The organism is Candidatus Arsenophonus lipoptenae, from assembly GCF_001534665.1.
Lineage (GTDB): Bacteria > Pseudomonadota > Gammaproteobacteria > Enterobacterales > Enterobacteriaceae > Arsenophonus > Arsenophonus lipoptenae.
In genome coordinates this window covers 307799-325955 of sequence record NZ_CP013920.1, presented here as the reverse complement: position 1 = coordinate 325955, position 18157 = coordinate 307799, and the positions used below count along the sequence as shown (strand labels likewise).

Annotated in this window: 14 protein-coding genes; 10 read left to right on the top strand and 4 right to left on the bottom strand. The window is 27.5% G+C overall.

What is annotated here, in order from left to right:
• Position 1: 1 nt before the first annotated feature.
• On the bottom strand, positions 2–1168 hold the full coding sequence (gene bioF, locus AUT07_RS01365; protein WP_066283177.1) for an 8-amino-7-oxononanoate synthase: 1167 nt from the start codon (positions 1166–1168) through the stop codon (positions 2–4).
• Positions 1165–2199 (bottom strand): biotin synthase BioB, encoded by a 1035-nt coding sequence (gene bioB, locus AUT07_RS01360; RefSeq protein ID WP_066283175.1) that lies wholly within the window; start codon positions 2197–2199, stop codon positions 1165–1167. The genes bioF and bioB overlap by 4 nt, the downstream gene beginning before the upstream one ends.
• Positions 2200–2296: 97 nt before the next feature.
• Here bioB and bioA point away from each other — a divergent pair, with 97 nt between their 5' ends.
• Positions 2297–3580 carry an adenosylmethionine--8-amino-7-oxononanoate transaminase gene (gene bioA, locus AUT07_RS01355; RefSeq protein WP_066283172.1) on the top strand — a complete coding sequence of 428 codons (1284 nt, stop codon included), beginning with the start codon at positions 2297–2299 and terminating at the stop codon, positions 3578–3580.
• A gap of 23 nt (positions 3581–3603) precedes the next feature.
• Here the strand turns inward: bioA and pgl are convergent, their stop codons facing one another.
• Positions 3604–4593 carry a 6-phosphogluconolactonase gene (gene pgl / locus AUT07_RS01350; RefSeq protein WP_066283171.1) on the bottom strand — a complete coding sequence of 330 codons (990 nt, stop codon included), beginning with the start codon at positions 4591–4593 and terminating at the stop codon, positions 3604–3606.
• 441 nt (positions 4594–5034) lie between these two features.
• Here pgl and AUT07_RS01345 point away from each other — a divergent pair, with 441 nt between their 5' ends.
• The 3 genes from AUT07_RS01345 to dnaJ all read left to right on the top strand — a co-directional run bounded on the left by AUT07_RS01345 (position 5035) and on the right by dnaJ (position 9065).
• The gene (locus AUT07_RS01345) at positions 5035–5430 is read left to right on the top strand and encodes a DNA polymerase III subunit psi (protein WP_066283170.1); all 396 of its coding nucleotides are present in this window, start codon (positions 5035–5037) and stop codon (positions 5428–5430) included.
• Between the two features lie 436 nt (positions 5431–5866).
• Positions 5867–7786 carry a molecular chaperone DnaK gene (gene dnaK / locus AUT07_RS01340; RefSeq protein ID WP_066283167.1) on the top strand — a complete coding sequence of 640 codons (1920 nt, stop codon included), beginning with the start codon at positions 5867–5869 and terminating at the stop codon, positions 7784–7786.
• A gap of 136 nt (positions 7787–7922) precedes the next feature.
• A complete protein-coding gene (dnaJ, locus tag AUT07_RS01335; RefSeq protein WP_066283163.1) occupies positions 7923–9065 on the top strand; it encodes a molecular chaperone DnaJ in 1143 nt (380 codons plus the stop codon).
• Between the two features lie 320 nt (positions 9066–9385).
• Here the strand turns inward: dnaJ and rpsT are convergent, their stop codons facing one another.
• Entirely contained in the window at positions 9386–9646 is a 261-nt protein-coding gene (rpsT, locus tag AUT07_RS01330) for a 30S ribosomal protein S20 (RefSeq protein WP_066283161.1), read from the bottom strand.
• 435 nt (positions 9647–10081) lie between these two features.
• Here rpsT and ribF point away from each other — a divergent pair, with 435 nt between their 5' ends.
• The 6 genes from ribF (at position 10082) to carA (ending at position 18151) form a co-directional block, all read left to right on the top strand.
• A complete protein-coding gene (gene ribF / locus AUT07_RS01325) occupies positions 10082–11041 on the top strand; it encodes a bifunctional riboflavin kinase/FAD synthetase (RefSeq protein ID WP_066283158.1) in 960 nt (319 codons plus the stop codon).
• 8 nt (positions 11042–11049) lie between these two features.
• The gene (gene ileS, locus AUT07_RS01320) at positions 11050–13860 is read left to right on the top strand and encodes an isoleucine--tRNA ligase (RefSeq protein WP_066283155.1); all 2811 of its coding nucleotides are present in this window, start codon (positions 11050–11052) and stop codon (positions 13858–13860) included.
• Complete coding sequence (gene lspA, locus AUT07_RS01315) at positions 13829–14344, top strand: signal peptidase II (RefSeq protein WP_236860975.1); 516 nt, start codon at positions 13829–13831, stop codon at positions 14342–14344. Before ileS ends, lspA begins: the two co-directional genes overlap by 32 nt.
• Positions 14345–14489: 145 nt before the next feature.
• Entirely contained in the window at positions 14490–15431 is a 942-nt protein-coding gene (gene ispH / locus AUT07_RS01310) for a 4-hydroxy-3-methylbut-2-enyl diphosphate reductase (protein ID WP_066283150.1), read from the top strand.
• 137 nt (positions 15432–15568) lie between these two features.
• Entirely contained in the window at positions 15569–16378 is an 810-nt protein-coding gene (gene dapB / locus AUT07_RS01305) for a 4-hydroxy-tetrahydrodipicolinate reductase (RefSeq protein ID WP_335338715.1), read from the top strand.
• A 600-nt stretch (positions 16379–16978) separates the two neighbouring features.
• Positions 16979–18151, top strand: a complete 1173-nt coding sequence (gene carA, locus AUT07_RS01300; RefSeq protein WP_066283146.1) for a glutamine-hydrolyzing carbamoyl-phosphate synthase small subunit — start codon at positions 16979–16981, stop codon at positions 18149–18151.
• The last annotated feature ends 6 nt before the right edge of the window (positions 18152–18157 follow it).

The window sequence follows — 18157 nt, the reverse complement described above, 5'->3', positions numbered from 1 at the left end:
GTTATTTAGTTTTATTAAAAAATTCATTTAATGTTTCCAGTAGTTTTGAAATATCATTTAATTCATGATTAGCCATTAAAGTAATTCTTAATCTTGCGCTACCTGGTGATACTGTTGGTGGTCTTATAGCTTGTACCCAAAATCCACGCTGACGTAAGAATTGAGATAATTGTAAACAACGTTTGTTATCACCAATAATTAATGGCTGAATCGCACTATTAGAATTTAATAATGGAAATTTATATTCACGCGATACTTGACGAAAATAGTTAATATTACGCTGCAAATTAGCTCTTAATATATCGTTTTGTCTAATTTGTTTTACTGCTTCAGTTAATGCTACTGCTTGAGCTGGTGGCATAGCTGTACTATAAATTAAATGTTTGGAATATTGTAAGAAATAATTAGCAGTAATTTCATCACAAAGTAATGCTGCCCCACTAAGACCAAATGCTTTACCAAATGTTATTACAAGTAATTCAGGTTTTATATTATATAGATAACAACTACCTTTTCCTTCTTTTCCTATCACACCAATACCATGTGCATCATCAACTAATAACCATGCTTGATATTTCTTGGTAACTTTTTGTAATTTTTTTAAAGGAGCACTATCACCATCCATACTAAATATTCCTTCAGTTGCAACTAATAGTTTACCAATATTTTTATTGTTAGATAAAAAACGATGTAAGGATTCAATATTATTATGTGTAAAGCGTTGCAATGTTGCAGGTGATAATATACTAGCTTCCAATAAAGAAGCGTGACTTAGTTTATCTGCAATAATATAATCATTTTTACGCATTAATACCATTATGATACTATGATTTACAGCATAACCAGAAATAAATAATAAGGCACGAGGATAACCTAACCAATCAGCAAGTTGTTGTTCTAATTTAGCATGAGCATCACTATAACCAATAACATGTCCAGAACCACCACTACCCGTGCCATATTTATTTAATCCAATTTGCCAAGCTTTAATAATTTCTAAATGTTGACTCAAACCTAAATAATCGTTACTTGAAAAATTAATGTATTGGCGTTTATCAAAGATAATAGTACGTGCATCATTATTTTTTTCAATAATCACTCTTTGTCGCCATAAATTTTGTTTTTTGCGTATATTCAGTTGATTAATTAAAAATTTTGACCAATTCATAATATTGCTGCATTATAAAACTGTTTAGTATCAATTTGCATTATTGCTTGTTCTAATGTCTCTACTTGTTCCTGTGTAGTTAAATTAGTTTCTGTTGATTTTTGATTGATATTTAGTTTATTAAATAGTATTTGATCTTTTTCTTGTGCTGGATTATTAGCAGTTAATAACTTACAACCATAAAAGATAGAATTAGCACCAGCCATAAAACACATCGCCTGTGTTTGTTCGTTCATATCTTCACGCCCAGCAGATAGTCTAATAAAAGACATTGGCATCATAATACGTGCAACAGCAATAGTACGGATAAAATCAAAATGATCTACATCTTCATTATTTTCAAGTGGTGTGCCTTTTATTTTTATTAACATATTAATAGGTATACTTTCTGGCACTTGTGGTAAATTAGCTAATTGAACCAATAATGCTGCTCTATCAGTAACTTTCTCACCTAATCCAACAATACCACCAGAACATACTTTCATACCCGCTTGACGAACTTTATCTATTGTATCAAGTCTATCTTGATATGTTCTAGTAGTAATAATAGATTCATAGAATTCAGGAGAAGTATCTAAATTATGGTTGTAATAATCTAATCCTGCATCAGCTAATTGAAATGCTTGTTGTTTATCTAATATACCTAAAGTCATACAAGTTTCTAAACCTAATGCTTTGACTTCTTTAACCATAGTTTCCAAATAAGGCATATCTCTTTTATTGGGATTTTTCCAAGCAGCACCCATACAAAACCTTGTTGCCCCTGCTTTTTTAGCTAGCTTTGCGGCTTTTATCACATTTTGTATATCTAATAATCGTTCAGCTTTTAATCCAGTTTTATAACGACTGCTTTGTGGGCAATATTTACAATCTTCTGGACATTTACCAGTTTTAATAGATAGCAAAGTACTCATTTGGATCTGTTGAGGATCAAAATTTAAACGATGTACTTTTTGAGCTTGAAAAAGTAATTGAAAAAAAGGTAAACCAAACAATGATTCTACCTCGTTAAGTGTCCATGTTTTTTTCATCTTTATTATTCTCTATATTAAAATAAAAAGTATTGCCAGTTTAAATAACCACGCTATCATGTCAACTAAAATAAATTAAATTAATAGATAAAATATTATGAAACTATATGATATTAATTTTGATTCTAAACATATTTGGCATCCATATACGTCAATGACTAGCCCAATGCCAATTTATCCTATAGTAGGAGCATCAGGTGTAGAACTTGAACTAGCTGATGGTAGAAAATTAATTGATGGTATGTCTTCATGGTGGTCAGCTATTCATGGTTATAATCATCCAATACTTAATCAGGCAGCTATACAACAATTAATGAAAATGTCTCATGTTATGTTCGGTGGTATTACTCATCCAGCTGCTATTAATTTATGTCGTAAATTAATAGATATTACTGATAATAAATTAGAGTGTATTTTTTTGGCTGACTCTGGTTCAGTAGCCGTAGAAGTAGCATTAAAAATGGCACTACAATATTGGCAGTCTTTAGGTAAAAAAAAATGTCATTTTGTTGCTTTAGAAGGCGGATATCATGGTGATACTTTTGGTGCTATGTCAGTTTGTGATCCTAATAATTCAATGCATAGTTTATATGAAGGTTACTTTTCTAAAAATTTTTTTATTCAAGCTCCAAAATATAGTTTTTATGAGAAATGGTATCCAGATGATTTAATTTCGTTAAAAAAAATATTAAATAAATATGCAGATAAAATTGCCGCGATAATTATCGAACCTATAGTTCAAGGAGCTGGTGGCATGAGAATTTATAATTCAAATTATCTTGCTTCAGTTAGGAAATTATGTAACGATTATCATATATTATTAATTGCTGATGAGATTGCCACTGGATTTGGTCGTACTGGAAAATTATTTGCTTGCGAACATAGTAAAATTACTCCAGATATTTTATGTTTAGGTAAAGCACTAACAGGTGGTTATTTAACATTGTCAGTCACTATCACTAATCGTCATATTGCAGATACTATTAGTAAAGGTAAAGCAGGTTGTTTTATGCATGGACCAACTTTTATGGGTAATCCATTATCTTGTGCAATTGCTGCAGCTAGTATAACATTATTAATGAATAGTCCATGGGAAAAATTAGTAAAAGATATAGAAATTCAATTAATGACTGAACTTTTTCCATTAAAAGATCAACCACAAGTTGCTGATGTGAGAGTATTAGGTGCTATTGGTGTTGTTGAAATGAAAATGCCAGTTAATGTTCCTGAATTGCAGCGTTATTTTGTTGCTAAAGGAGTTTGGATACGTCCATTTGGTAAATTAATTTATCTGATGCCACCTTATATTATTACTAATAAACAACTTAGTAAATTAACTCAAGCAATAAGAGATATAGTAATAAAACAAAATAATAAATAAACAAAATAATAAATAAATATTTATTATTGAATTAAATGAGTTGTAATCCATGATGGTTCATTACCAACTTTATAACGATCTAATGCTTGTAATACACCAGTAATTTTATGTATTTTATAAACTATTACGTGATTGGATTTTTGACCAGCTACTATCAAAAAATTATTAGTTTGATCTATAGTAAAACTACGAGGTTGATACTCTGTTATATAATAATCCATAGGCAATAATTCAAATCCATTATTTATGATTTTAAAATGACGAATAATGCTAGTAGAACGTTCGCTGGCATAAAGATACTTACCATTTTTTGTAATATGAATATCTGAAGCCCAAGGGTTACATTTTAATTCATTAGGTAAAATATTATAAATTTTCAATTTTTTATAAGGTTCAAATGCTGAATAAAGAATAATTGTTGCATTTAATTCATTTAAACAATAAAGAGTTGCTTGGTTTGGTGAAAATATTAAATGACGTGGTCCTGAACCATTTTTAGTAAAAAGTCTATTAGCAATTTTTTCATTTAAATATCCATCATTACTAATGGTATAAATACGAATATAATCTTCCCCTAAGCAAGATACAAATAAATGTAAATTATCAAAACTAACTATTGATCCATGTGGATTTTTTAAATCATTAATAACTTGAATAGCTGGTTCAGGTATTCCGTATTGATTAATTGGTAATACTGATAAATTTCCTTGATGATAAGACGGAATAAATAACAAACGATTATATTTATCAATTTCAATATGAGTTGGTATTCCTGGAAGATCTGTAATTTTTTCTTGAATAAGAGTCCCGTCTACAGCAATAAGATATGTAATAATTGCTGAATTAGGTCGAATACCAACATAAAGATGATTACCATCCTGACTAATTTTCATTGGTTGTACTTCACCTGGTACTGTCAAATTTTGTAAAAATGTTAACTTTCCTTGTTCATTTATTCTCCAAACGTGAATTTGTTTGCTTTTAGCATTTGAAATATATACCACTTGTTTCATTAATTAGCTCCTAATAATTTTTTTTAGTTATTTGTGATAATACTATTCTTCAACATATTTATTTTGCTATTTTATAATAGCGGAGAATTTTTTTATTTTTATATAAAAATAATTTGATTGATAAATTAAAAATTAATATTTTAATATTACTCTTGTTTATTTTTTATAAAAATTTTCAATATAATAATTATTATTATATTAATAAAGTTTTATTATTATGTTAATTATATATTTTAAAGTATATCGTTTTTAAAAATAGTTTTTCTAAATATTTTAAATGTTACTTATGATAATATATTATTATAATAATCTTATTTTTATGCTGAAAATATTATTACTTTTATAAAAAATTTTAAAAAATTTAATTTTCTATAAGAATAGAAAAATTATCAATTAGATTTTTTGTTTAGCATTTTCATATGTATATTATGGCGGTCTATTGTGATATTTTCAGATCAAATATTAAGTCATATGGGAATTACACAATGGATATTACGTGATTCTTCAGTACTTCAAGGAGAATATTTATTCTCTATTCCTAAATCTATTCAATTAGTTATTATTTCAGAGGAAGTAATTGATTTAAATAATCTTTTAGTTAGAGATATTCTACAGGCAATGATAATTGATAGTTTGCAAGTATGTTGTATTTCAAGTAAAAAAGCATTTTTATTACCAAAAGAAATTATTTGTCCTTGTTGGATTTTAGGTTATCCTTTATCTATTAATTCAAAAAAATGGATTATTAACACTGTATCATTGAGAGAACTTTTTTTTAATCCTGAGTTAAAACGTACTTTATGGATGCAAATATGTCAGCATGTATATAAAATATAAGATCTATAATATTTTTATTTAGTACTTTATTTGGATAGCATTATTAATATAATGCTCGCATAATATTATTCTATTTATGTTTGTAAAAGATTAGTTTTAATTCTAAAATAATTATTATATTTTTATATTTTAGTGTATAACTGTATCATATCATAGATTTCTAAATCTACAGATATATAATATCTATTATATAGTTCTATAAATTAGAAACATTTTGTAAAAAATAATTTTTATCATCCCCTTGATGAATCTTTTTATGTCCCCATAATTAATGTAATACGTAGTTATTAAATAAGTTAATTTATTAATTTATCCAGTGTAATTAGTTAATTAGATTTTTAAGATTAAAAAGAAGATTACTTAAAATTTTTTCGTTAAATTTAATTCTAAGTTGGTAAATAGATTAATTAAAGAATTTCATTTGGAGGTTGTTTAGATGGGTAAAATTATAGGGATTGACCTGGGTACAACTAACTCTTGTGTAGCTATTATGGATGGTGGGAGTGCTCGAGTATTAGAAAATAGTGAAGGTGATCGTACCACACCTTCTATTATTGCTTACACCCAAGATGGTGAAATTCTTGTTGGCCAGCCAGCAAAAAGGCAAGCAGTTACAAATCCGCAAAATACACTTTTTGCAATTAAACGTTTAATCGGACGTCGTTTTGAAGATAGTGAAGTTCAAAGAGATGTCTCTATTATGCCATATAAAATAATAGCTGCAGATAATGGTGATGCTTGGTTAGATGTTAAGGGGCAAAAAATGGCTCCACCTCAAGTTTCTGCAGAAGTGTTAAAAAAAATGAAAAAAACAGCAGAAGATTATTTGGGTGAAGCTGTTACTGAGGCTGTGATTACCGTACCTGCTTATTTTAATGATGCCCAGAGACAAGCAACTAAGGATTCTGGTCGTATTGCTGGATTGGATGTAAAGCGTATTATTAACGAACCAACAGCAGCAGCACTTGCTTATGGTTTAGATCGCGAGGTAGGAAATCGTACAATTGCTGTTTATGATTTAGGTGGTGGTACTTTTGACATTTCTATAATTGAAATTGATGAAGTTGATGGTGAAAAAACCTATGAAGTATTGGCAACTAATGGTGACACTCATTTAGGTGGTGAGGATTTTGACAATCGTTTAATTAATTATTTAGTAGATGAATTTAAAAAAGAGCAAGGATTTGATTTGCGTAATGATCCTTTAGCTATGCAACGATTAAAAGAAGCTGCAGAAAAATCTAAAATTGAATTATCCTCTGCTCAACAAACTGATGTTAATTTGCCTTATATTACTGCAGATTCAAGTGGGCCAAAACATATGAATATTAAAGTTACCAGAGCTAAACTTGAAGCATTAGTTGAAGATTTAATTAAACGTTCTATGGAACCATTAAGAGTTGCATTACAAGATGCTGGATTAAATGTTAATGATATAAATGATGTAATTCTAGTTGGTGGTCAGACAAGAATGCCAATGGTTCAAAAAGCAGTTGCTAATTTTTTTAGCAAAGAACCACGTAAAGATGTTAATCCAGATGAGGCAGTTGCTATTGGAGCGGCGGTGCAAGGCGGTGTATTAGCTGGTGATGTAAAAGATGTTTTATTACTTGATGTAACTCCACTATGTTTAGGAATTGAAACTATGGGTGGGGTAATGACAACGTTAATTGCTAAAAATACTACTATTCCAACTAAACATAGTCAGATATTTTCAACAGCAGAAGATAATCAATCAGCTGTAACTATTCATGTATTACAAGGTGAACGAAAACGTTCAAGTGATAATAAATCATTAGGTCAATTTAATTTAGATGGCATTCAGCCAGCACCACGTGGTATACCTCAGATTGAAGTTACTTTTGATATTGATGCAGATGGTATCTTGCATGTATCTGCTAAAGATAAAAATACTGGTAGAGAACAAAAGATTACAATTAAAGCATCTTCAGGTTTAAAAGAAGATGAAATACAAAGAATGGTAAGTGATGCAGAAGCAAATGCAGAAGCAGATATAAAATTCGAACAATTAGTTCAAATACGTAATCAAGCTGATCAATTGATTCATAGTACACGTAAACAAATAAAAGAAGTAGTTGATAAATTATCTGCTGATGATAAAGCTAGCATAGAAAAAGCTATTTCTGAATTAGAAATAGCTATAAAAGGTGAAGATAAAACCATTATTGAAGAAAAGATTCAAGCTTTAGTTAAAGGTTCTACCAAATTGCTAGAATTAGCTCAAGCACAATCTAAAGCAAGTGGAACAGATACAAGAACATCACCTAAACCAGATGGTAATGTAGTTGATGCTGAATTCGAAGAAGTCAACGACAAAAATAAAAATAAAAAATAATAGCCCTTAGTGGGTAAAGTAATGGTATTTTAGGAAGTGTATAATTTTTACATTTCTTATGTTACTACTAAAAACCAAGTACGGGCGTTGAGGGTTACTCTACGCCCGTTTCCGTATATTACGGGTAAATATGAATATGGCAAAAAAAGATTATTATCAAGTTTTAGGCGTTATTAAAACCGCTAATGAAAAAGAGATAAAAAAAGCATATAAACGTTTAGCAATGAAGTATCACCCAGATCGTAATCAAGGAGATAAACGAGCTGAAAGTAAGTTTAAAGAAATTAAAGAAGCTTATGAAATTTTAACTGATGAACAAAAACGTGCCGCTTATGACCAATACGGGCATGCAGCTTTTGAACAAAGTGGTATGAGTGGTGGTGGTTTTAGTGGAGGTTTTTCATCTAGTGGTGATTTTAGTGATATTTTTGGTGATGTATTTGGTGATATCTTTGGTAGTGGTCGTCGGCAAAGGTCATCTACTCGTGGAGCTGATCTTCAATATGAAATGACATTAACTTTAGAAGAAGCAGTTTATGGTGTTAGTAAGGAAATTCGTATTCCAACATTAGATAGATGTATTGTATGTAATGGTAGTGGAACAAAAGCAGGAATTAAACCAGAAACTTGTTCAACTTGTCATGGTGTAGGTCAGGTTCAGATGCGACAAGGATTTTTTGCAGTCCAGCAAAGTTGTCCTAGTTGTCATGGTAATGGTTTTATTATAAAAGAACCTTGTATTAAATGTCATGGTCATGGTAGGGTAGAAAAATATAAAACTTTATCAGTAAAAATACCTAAAGGGGTAAATACCGGAGATCGTATTCGATTAAATGGTGAAGGTGAAGTAGGAGAAAATGGTGCCCCAGCTGGAAATTTATACGTCCAGGTAAATGTAGCAAGACATGCTATATTTGAACGTGATGGTAATAATTTATATTGTGAAGTTCCAATTAATTTTAGTGTAGCTGCTTTAGGTGGCGAAATCGATGTGCCTACTCTTGATGGTAGGGTTAATCTTAAAATTCCTGCTGAAACTCAAACTGGAAAAATTTTCCGTATGAGGGGGAAAGGTGTTAGAGATGTACGTGGTGGCATTATTGGTGATCTAATGTGTCGTATTTTTGTGGAAACACCTGTAAAACTAAATGATAGACAAAAATTATTATTACAAGAATTTGGTGAATCTCTTAATTGTGACAGTAGTAGCAGAAATAGCCCTCGTTCAAAAAGTTTTTTAGATAGTGTAAAAAAATTTTTTGATGATCTAACTAAATAGAATATTTATATTATGTTTATTGATTTATTTATAAATAAGTGAATAAATGTATAAAAAATACTAAAAGGCAATACAATTTTTGTCAATTATGTATCATATACATGATGATAAACAGGTAATTAAATATCTGTATAACTATATAATAAATAAATCTTTAAAACTTTATATCTTTATTTTTTATGTTTAATTAATTTTATCACTTATAAAAAATAACTAATCTAATAACACCTAATAACTAATCTATTTTAAGATCTTTATTCTTTATCAATATGATTTAACAGTATAACTGACTATCTTAGTATTAATTTAAAGTAATTTATTTATAATAATTTTATTTGTGCTGTTAATTTTGATTTATGTCGTGCAGCTTTATTTTTATGGATCAATCCTTTGCTAGCATAACGATCAATAATTGGTTGCATGTTGTTAAATGCTGTTTGCGCTGCTACTTTATCGTTAGAACTAATTGCAATATAAATTTTTTTTATAAAAGTTCTTAGCATAGAGCGGCGGCTAGAATTATGTCGACGTCGCTTTTCTGACTGTATTGTACGTTTTTTAGCTGATTTTATATTAGCCAACGTCAAACCTCCAACCGTATTTAATGTTAATTTTTATTTTAAGTAATATCGTAGATTATATAACTCTTGTATCTCTAAATGTCAACAATTTATAATTAATAAATTTATATATGTTTTAAATATATTAGATTTTTATAATATATTTATTTTTAATATTAAGTTGTTAAATTTGGTAAATTTATTATGTAATGCTTATTAAATGTATATTTATAAATAATTATGTTTATATATACAAATAATTTTGTTGACATCATATGATTTTTCTAAAAATTAGTATTATCATACTATAATAAATGCTTACAATGTAGTATTTATTTTTAATAAAAAATTATGTAATATCTTAATATTAAATTATCTTAATATTCAAAAATAATTTTGATTAACTTTTGAAAAACATTATGTAATAATTTTTATTATGCGAGTAGATAGTAAATTATGAAGTTAGTGCGTGGTATACATAATATACGTGCATATCATCGTGGCTGTGTGTTAACTATTGGCAATTTTGATTCTGTTCATAAAGGACATCAATTTTTATTAAAAAATTTAAAATTACAAAGCAAAAATTTAGGATTGCCAATGATAGTCATGTTTTTTGAACCTCAACCTTTAGAATTTTTTTTAGGTATAAACGCTCCAGCTCGTTTAACATGTTTGCGAGATAAAATAAAATATTTTATAGAATATGGTGTTGATTATTTATTATGTATTAAATTTAATTTAAAATTTTCTATTTTAACTCCAAAAAAATTTGTGACTAACTTATTAGTTAAAAAGTTAGGAGTTAAGTTCTTAGTAGTTGGTGATGATTTCCGTTTTGGAAAGAATAGATTGGGTGATTTTCAATACCTAAGTAAAGCAGGAAAACAATATAATTTTACAGTATCAAATAGTATAAGCATTTGTAATGAAGGAAAAAGAATTAGTAGTACAGCTGTTAGGCAAGCATTATTAAGAAATAATTTTATTTTAGCTGAGAGTCTTATGGGTCATCCATATAGATTTAGTGGCCGAGTAATTCATGGTAGTCATCTTGGTAGTTTTATTGGTTTTCCAACAGCTAATATATTACTTAAATGTTTAGTTATGCCTATTAAAGGTGTTTATATTGTAGAAGTATATGGATTAATTAATCATCCATTACCAGCAGTTGCAAATATTGGTACGCGACCTACAGTTAATGGAATTAATCAACAAATTGAAGTTCATTTAATAGATGTACAAATGAATATTTATGGGTGTTATATCGATATTGTATTTCATAAAAAATTACGTAACGAGCAGCAATTTTCTTCTATTAATGAATTAAAAAAACAAATTAAAAGAGATATAATTGCTGCAAAAAATTTTTTCAATCTTAATAAAATATTTAATGATATCAAAAAATTGGATTAATAATTTAAATGAATAATTATAAAAATACTTTAAATTTACCAAAAACAGCATTTCCTATGCGTGGTAATTTATCTAAAAGAGAACCAGAAATATTAGATCGTTGGTATAAAGATTGTTTATATCAATCTATTCGCCAGGCTAAAAAAGATAAAGAGATGTTTATATTGCATGATGGCCCCCCTTATGCTAATGGAGAAATTCATATTGGCCATGCGGTTAATAAAATTTTAAAAGATATTATTATAAAATCTAAAGGACTTGCAGGATTTGATGCTCCATATATTCCAGGTTGGGATTGTCATGGATTACCAATTGAACATAAAGTTGAACAGATTATTGGTAGACCAGGAGATAAATTATCAGATTCCAAATTTCGTGATATATGCCGTCAGTATGCTAAAAAACAAATTGAAAGACAAAAATTAGATTTTATTAGAATGGGTGTACTTGGTGACTGGGAACATCCTTATTTAACAATGGATTTTAATACTGAAGCTAATACTATTCGTTATTTTGGCAAAATAATTGAAAAGGGTTATTTGGTAAAAGGAGTGAAACCTGTTCATTGGTGTACTTCATGTGGTTCTTCTTTATCGGATGCTGAAGTTGAATATTCAAATAGATCAACACCTGCTATTTACGTATGTTTTCGTGCGGTAGATTCTCAATATGTTTATGATAAATTTGGTTTAAAAGCTATTAATTTACCAATTTCAGCTGTAATATGGACCACAACACCTTGGACATTGCCAGCAAATAGAGGAATTGCTGTTAATGCTAACTTTACATATCAATTAGTTAAAATTAATAATTATGAATGTTTAATTTTAGAAAAATCATTTGTCGAAATAGTAATACAACTCATTGCAGTAACAGAATGGCAAGTTATAGCAGAATGTAATGGCTATGAATTAGAATTATTACAGTTTCATCATCCTTTTATGGATTTTAATGTACCTATTATTTTGAGTGATCATGTAACTTTAGATATTGGTACTGGACTTGTTCATACTGCACCGGCTCATGGTCAAGAAGATTATATTATTGGACAAAAATATAACCTTGAAATAGCTAACCCAGTAGATTTATATGGTTGTTATTTGCCTAATACTTATCCTGGTTTAGATGGTATTTTTATATTTAAAGCTGATGATTTTATAATAGAAATTTTAAATGTAAAAAATAAACTTTTATATAAAGAAATATTTCAGCATAGTTATCCTTATTGTTGGAGACATAAAATACCAGTTATTTTTCGGTCAACACCTCAGTGGTTTATAAGTGTAGAAAAGCATAATTTACGTGAGCAAATATTAAAAGAAATAAAAAATGTTAAATGGATTCCAAATTATAGTGAAAATAGGATTAGATCTATGGTCACCAATCGTCCAGATTGGTGTATTTCGCGTCAGCGAAATTGGGGTGTTCCTATGGTATTATTTATTAATAAAAAAACACAAGAATTACATCCTAAGACATTAGAATTAATTGAAAAGATTGCTAAACAAGTTGAGAAATCAGGAACTCAAGCTTGGTGGGATTTAGACCCAGTAACTATATTAGGATCCGATTCTCTTAATTATGTTAAAGTTTTTGATACTCTTGATGTTTGGTTTGATTCTGGTTCTACAGATTTTACAGTTGTAAATATTCGTCCAGAATTTAAAGGTAATCCAATTGATTTATATTTAGAAGGTGCTGATCAACATCGTGGTTGGTTTATGTCTTCTCTTATATTATCAACTATTGTAAAAAATAAAGCTCCTTATAAAGAAGTATTAACTCATGGGTTTACTGTTGACGGACAAGGACGTAAAATGTCTAAATCATTAGGTAATACAATTAGTCCACAAGATGTGATGAATAATTTCGGTGCTGATATTTTGCGGTTATGGATTGCCTCCACTGATTATACTAATGAAATTGCTATTTCCAATGAAATCTTAAAACATTCTGTTGATAATTATCGACGTATTCGTAATACAGCACGTTTTTTATTAGCAAATTTAAATGATTTTAATCCTAATTTACATCAAATTATTCCAAAACAAATGGTGTCATTAGATCTTTGGGCAATAAATAGAGCAAAGTCCGTGCAAGAAGAAATTATTATGCATTATGCTAATTATGATTTTCATGCAGTTATTAATTGTTTAATGAAATTTTGTTCAGTTGAAATGAGTTCCTGTTATTTGGATATTATAAAAGATCGACAATATACTTTGAAGTATGATAGTTTAGCTAGACGTAGTTGTCAAACTGCAATATTTCATATTATAGAGTCATTAGTACGCTGGATAGCTCCTATACTTTCTTTTACGGCAGATGAAATTTGGCAACAATTACCAGGCAAACATAATAAATATGTTTTTACAGAAGAATATTACGTTGGATTGTTTAATAGTAATAAGATAGTTCATGATAAATTATGGGATACATTATTCATTGTTCGTAATGAAGTTAATAAAGTTCTTGAGAAAGCTCGTAGAAAGAAAATTATAAATAGCTCATTAGATGCTTCAGTGACTTTATATGTGAATACAGAATTATATAAAAAACTTAATGAGTTAGGTGATGAGTTACATTTTATATTATTAACATCTGATGCTAAAGTAATGAATATTACTAAAGCTCCAGTACAAGCTCATAACGGTGAGCTTAATGGATTAAAAATTACTTTTAAAAAAGCTGAAGGTAATAAATGTCCTCGTTGTTGGCATTATTCAGTAGATATTGGTTCAGATGTTAATTATCCGGAATTATGTGCTCGTTGTATTTGTAATATAAATGGTAATGGTGAAATACGTAAATTTGCTTAATAAAAATTATATTTTTTCAACCGGTTTAGGTTGGTCATGGCTAATAATTGTTATATTGATTATTGATTTTTTTAGTAAGCAATTCATTATAAATAATTTTCAATTATATGAAACATTATATCTCCTTCCTTGTTTTAGTTTGACTTATGTTCAAAATACTGGAGCTGCATTTAATTTTTTATCTAATCAAAATGGGTGGCAATGTTGGTTTTTTATATTTATTACTATTATTATTTGTGTTATACTCGTTCTTATGATGTATGCAAAAAGTTTTAATGAAAAGTTAAGTAATATTGCTTATGCAATGGTTATTGGTGGTGCCTTAGGAAATTTATGTGATCGTATAAATTATTGTTTTGTAATTGATTTTATTGATATATATATATATAATTTGCATTTCCCAATATTTAATATCGCTGATTTTATGATTTTTATTGGCACAATATTTATTGTAACTATTAATTATAATAAAAAAAGTTTTTAAAAATGTTTTAATTATATAAATCATTAATAATTACTCTATTGTTTTAAATAAATATGATTTAAATATAACATATAACGTACTATCTTAGTATTTCTTTATTTTGAGAAAAAATTAAAATTGAAGAGAAATAATTTATTATTATAATATGAAAATCTTACTGGCTAATCCTAGAGGTTTTTGTGCAGGTGTTTATCGAGCAATTAGTATTGTTACGCGTGCATTAGATATTTATGGTGCCCCAATTTATATTCGTCATGAAGTTGTCCATAATTTATATGAAGTTAATAAATTACGTAAACGTGGAGCAATTTTTATTGAAAAATTGTCAGAAGTACCTGACGGTGTTATTTTAATTTTTTCTGCTCATGGTGTTTCTAAGGATATTCTTAGGGAAGCTAAAGAACGTAATTTTACTATGTTATTTGATGCAACTTGTCCATTGGTTACAAAAGTACATTTAGAAGTATCACGTGCTAGTCGTAATGGCAAAGAAGTAATCTTAATTGGACATATGGGACATCCTGAAGTAGAAGGTACAATTGGTCAATATGATAACAAATCAGGTGGTATATATTTGGTTGAATCATCGGATGATGTTTGGAAATTAAAAGTAAAAAATGAAAATAACCTTTGTTTTATGACACAAACTACTTTATCTATATATGATACTGCTTATATTATAAAAGCGTTAAACAGTAGATTTCCAAATATTGTTGGTCCACGTAAAGATGATATTTGTTATGCTACTAGTAATCGACAACACGCCGTACTTAAATTAGCCGATAAATCTGATATTATATTAGTTATTGGATCTAAAAATTCTTCTAATGCTAATCGCCTATTAGAATTAGCACAAAAATTAAGAAGGCCTAGTTACTTAATTGATTTTGCTGACGATATTCAAGAAGATTGGTTAAAAAATATAGAAGTTATCGGACTTACTGCTAGTGCTTCCACTCCAGATATTCTTGTGCATCAAGTTATCGAACGTTTAAATATTTTAGGTGCTAGTGAAATCAATGAAATTCCTGGTTATAAAGAAAATATTATCTTTGAATTACCAAAGGAACTACGTTTTACATTTTAAAAAATGTAGTAATATTAAAGTAATAAAAATAATATAATATTTAATATTTTATTATCATAAAATATTAATTTTTTAAATCTTAAACCTTTTATAATGAAACTTATCTTTTTTGTTTTTTATCTTAAAAATAAGAGAAAATGATGATTAATACAGATATTCGTGTTGCTATTTCTGGTGCAGGTGGTCGTATGGGGCGTGATTTAATTAAAGCAATTTCACAACATGATAGGGTTGTTTTAGGAGCTGCTCTAGGACGAAGAGATTCAGAAATAATCGGCATTGATGCTGGTGAATTAGTTGGTATTAGTCGTTTAAATGTTAAGATTACTGATAATTTGGTTAATGTATTAGATAAATTTGATATTCTGATTGATTTTAGTGGTCCAGAAAATTCGAAATATTGCTTATCAATATGTGAAAAATATTTCAAATCAATAATTATTGGTACTACAGGTTTTAATGAAGTTGAACAACTTTTTATAAAAAAAGCATCAAAAATAATACCTATTATACTAGCAGCGAATTTTAGTATCGGAATTAATTTATTGTTAAAATTATTAGAAAAATATATAAAAGTAATTGCTGAATATAGTGATATTAAAATTATTGAAGTACATCATAGAAATAAAGTAGATGCCCCTTCAGGAACTTCATTAATGATACGTGATGTTATATCTAATTCAATTGTTAGTTATTTAAAAAATTGTAGTTCAAATATATATATTAATTCTAATAAACAAGATGATGATATTAATATCACAACGATTAGAGTAAATAATATTATAGGTGAACATACAATTATTTTTGCTAATAATAATGAAAAAATAAAGATAACTCATAAAGCACTAAATCGTAATGCTTTCGTAAATGGAGTTCTTAAAGCTTGTTTATGGTTAAAATGGCAAAAAAATGGATTATATAGTATGAAAGATGTATTAAATATATAAATTTATTATTTTTTATAAAGTTAATTACATTTTAATTTAATAATATATTTTATGATAGTAATAGTTTATTATGCAATTTCTATTTATTTTTGTTTTTTATTAATTAAATTTATATTTATATGTATCGTATTAATTATTTTTATAATATAAAAATAATTAATTAAATTGGTAACTATTTAATTTAAATTATGGTATGAATTAAAATAAATTTTTCAATATTTTTAAAAAATAAAATTAGAAATTAATAGTTGTAAATTTTTATTAATAAATATTTAATAATTTTATCTTATTTTAATAAATTTAGAGAACAATGTACTATTACTAAATATCATATCCACATTTTAATAATGTAAGTAAATATAATGTAAGTAAATATATTAAGTATATAATGATATTGATAATTATATTTTACAATATATGAATCTTTATTTACTATTCTTAATAGTGTGATTTAATCTAATGTATATTTATTTAAAATAATAATCGAAATAAAAACCTATAAATTTTTAGTTAATTATCTCAATATTTTTTTAAAACTCTTAAAAAATTTATATAATATTTTATTTTAATGATAATTATTCTAATTTTTTTGGAGGTGTTTTGATTAAGCCAGCAATATTGATTTTAGAAGATGGAACACAATTCCATGGCCATTCTATGGGTGCTGAAGGAATTGCTGTAGGAGAAATGGTTTTTAATACATCAATAACTGGATACCAAGAAATTCTAACTGATCCATCTTATTACCGTCAAATTATCACGTTTACAAATCCACATATTGGAAATACAGGTATTAACTATGATGATTCAGAATCTGCTTTTGTATATGCTAAAGGAATAGTTATACGTGATTTATCATTAAATTATAGTAATTTTCGTGGGAAAGAAAGTTTATCTTCTTATTCAAAAAAGCAGAAAATAGTGGCTATTACTGATATTGATACTCGTAAACTTACTAGATTATTAAGGACAAAAGGTTCGCAAAATGGTTGTATTATCACTGGTAATAATTTAAATCCATATTTAGCTTTGAAAAAGATCAAATCATTCAAAGGAATACAAGGATTAGATCTGGCTAAAGAAGTGACAACAAAATTTTTTTATACTTGGACTCAAAAAAGTAATCAAGTAGTAACTGATCAATTATTACCTATTAATGATAAGATAAATAAAATACTGCCTTATCATATCATAGTTTATGATTTTGGTATAAAAAGAAATATTCTAAGATTATTAGTTGATCGTAATTGTTCATTAACTATTGTCCCTGCAACAACATCGGCTATTGAAGTATTAAAAATGATACCTGATGGTATTTTTTTATCTAATGGTCCTGGTGATCCAGCAGCATGTCATTATGCAATAACATCGATAAAATACTTTTTAACAACAGATATTCCTATTTTTGGTATATGTTTAGGTTATCAATTACTTGCAATAGCTAGTGGGGCTAAAACTATTAAAATGAAATTTGGACATCATGGTAGTAATCATCCAGTAAAAGATTTAGTTAATAATAAAATTATGATTACCACTCAAAATCATAGTTTTACTATTGATAAAGTATCATTAACTGATAATTTATTAATTACTCATAAATCACTTTTTGATGATAGTATACAAGGTATACATCGTATAGATAAACCTGCATTTGGATTTCAAGGACATCCTGAAGGCAGTCCTGGTCCTAAAGATGCTGAGTACTTATTTGATTATTTTATTAAATTAGTAGAAAAATATCGTTTAATAAATTTAGCCACTAAAGTAGGTTAATTGGTA

Excerpts from the sequence above, each read along its gene's own strand:
- ispH (WP_066283150.1), top strand. The coding sequence starts at position 14,490 with ATGAAAATCTTACTGGCTAATCCTAGAGGTTTTTGTGCAGGTGTTTAT.
- ileS (WP_066283155.1), top strand. The coding sequence starts at position 11,050 with ATGAATAATTATAAAAATACTTTAAATTTACCAAAAACAGCATTTCCT.
- ribF (WP_066283158.1), top strand. The coding sequence starts at position 10,082 with ATGAAGTTAGTGCGTGGTATACATAATATACGTGCATATCATCGTGGC.
- lspA (WP_236860975.1), top strand. The coding sequence starts at position 13,829 with ATGGTAATGGTGAAATACGTAAATTTGCTTAATAAAAATTATATTTTT.
- dnaJ (WP_066283163.1), top strand. The coding sequence starts at position 7,923 with ATGGCAAAAAAAGATTATTATCAAGTTTTAGGCGTTATTAAAACCGCT.
- pgl (WP_066283171.1), bottom strand. The coding sequence starts at position 4,593 with ATGAAACAAGTGGTATATATTTCAAATGCTAAAAGCAAACAAATTCAC.
- bioF (WP_066283177.1), bottom strand. The coding sequence starts at position 1,168 with ATGAATTGGTCAAAATTTTTAATTAATCAACTGAATATACGCAAAAAA.
- dapB (WP_335338715.1), top strand. The coding sequence starts at position 15,569 with ATGATGATTAATACAGATATTCGTGTTGCTATTTCTGGTGCAGGTGGT.
- bioB (WP_066283175.1), bottom strand. The coding sequence starts at position 2,199 with ATGAAAAAAACATGGACACTTAACGAGGTAGAATCATTGTTTGGTTTA.
- dnaK (WP_066283167.1), top strand. The coding sequence starts at position 5,867 with ATGGGTAAAATTATAGGGATTGACCTGGGTACAACTAACTCTTGTGTA.
- bioA (WP_066283172.1), top strand. The coding sequence starts at position 2,297 with ATGAAACTATATGATATTAATTTTGATTCTAAACATATTTGGCATCCA.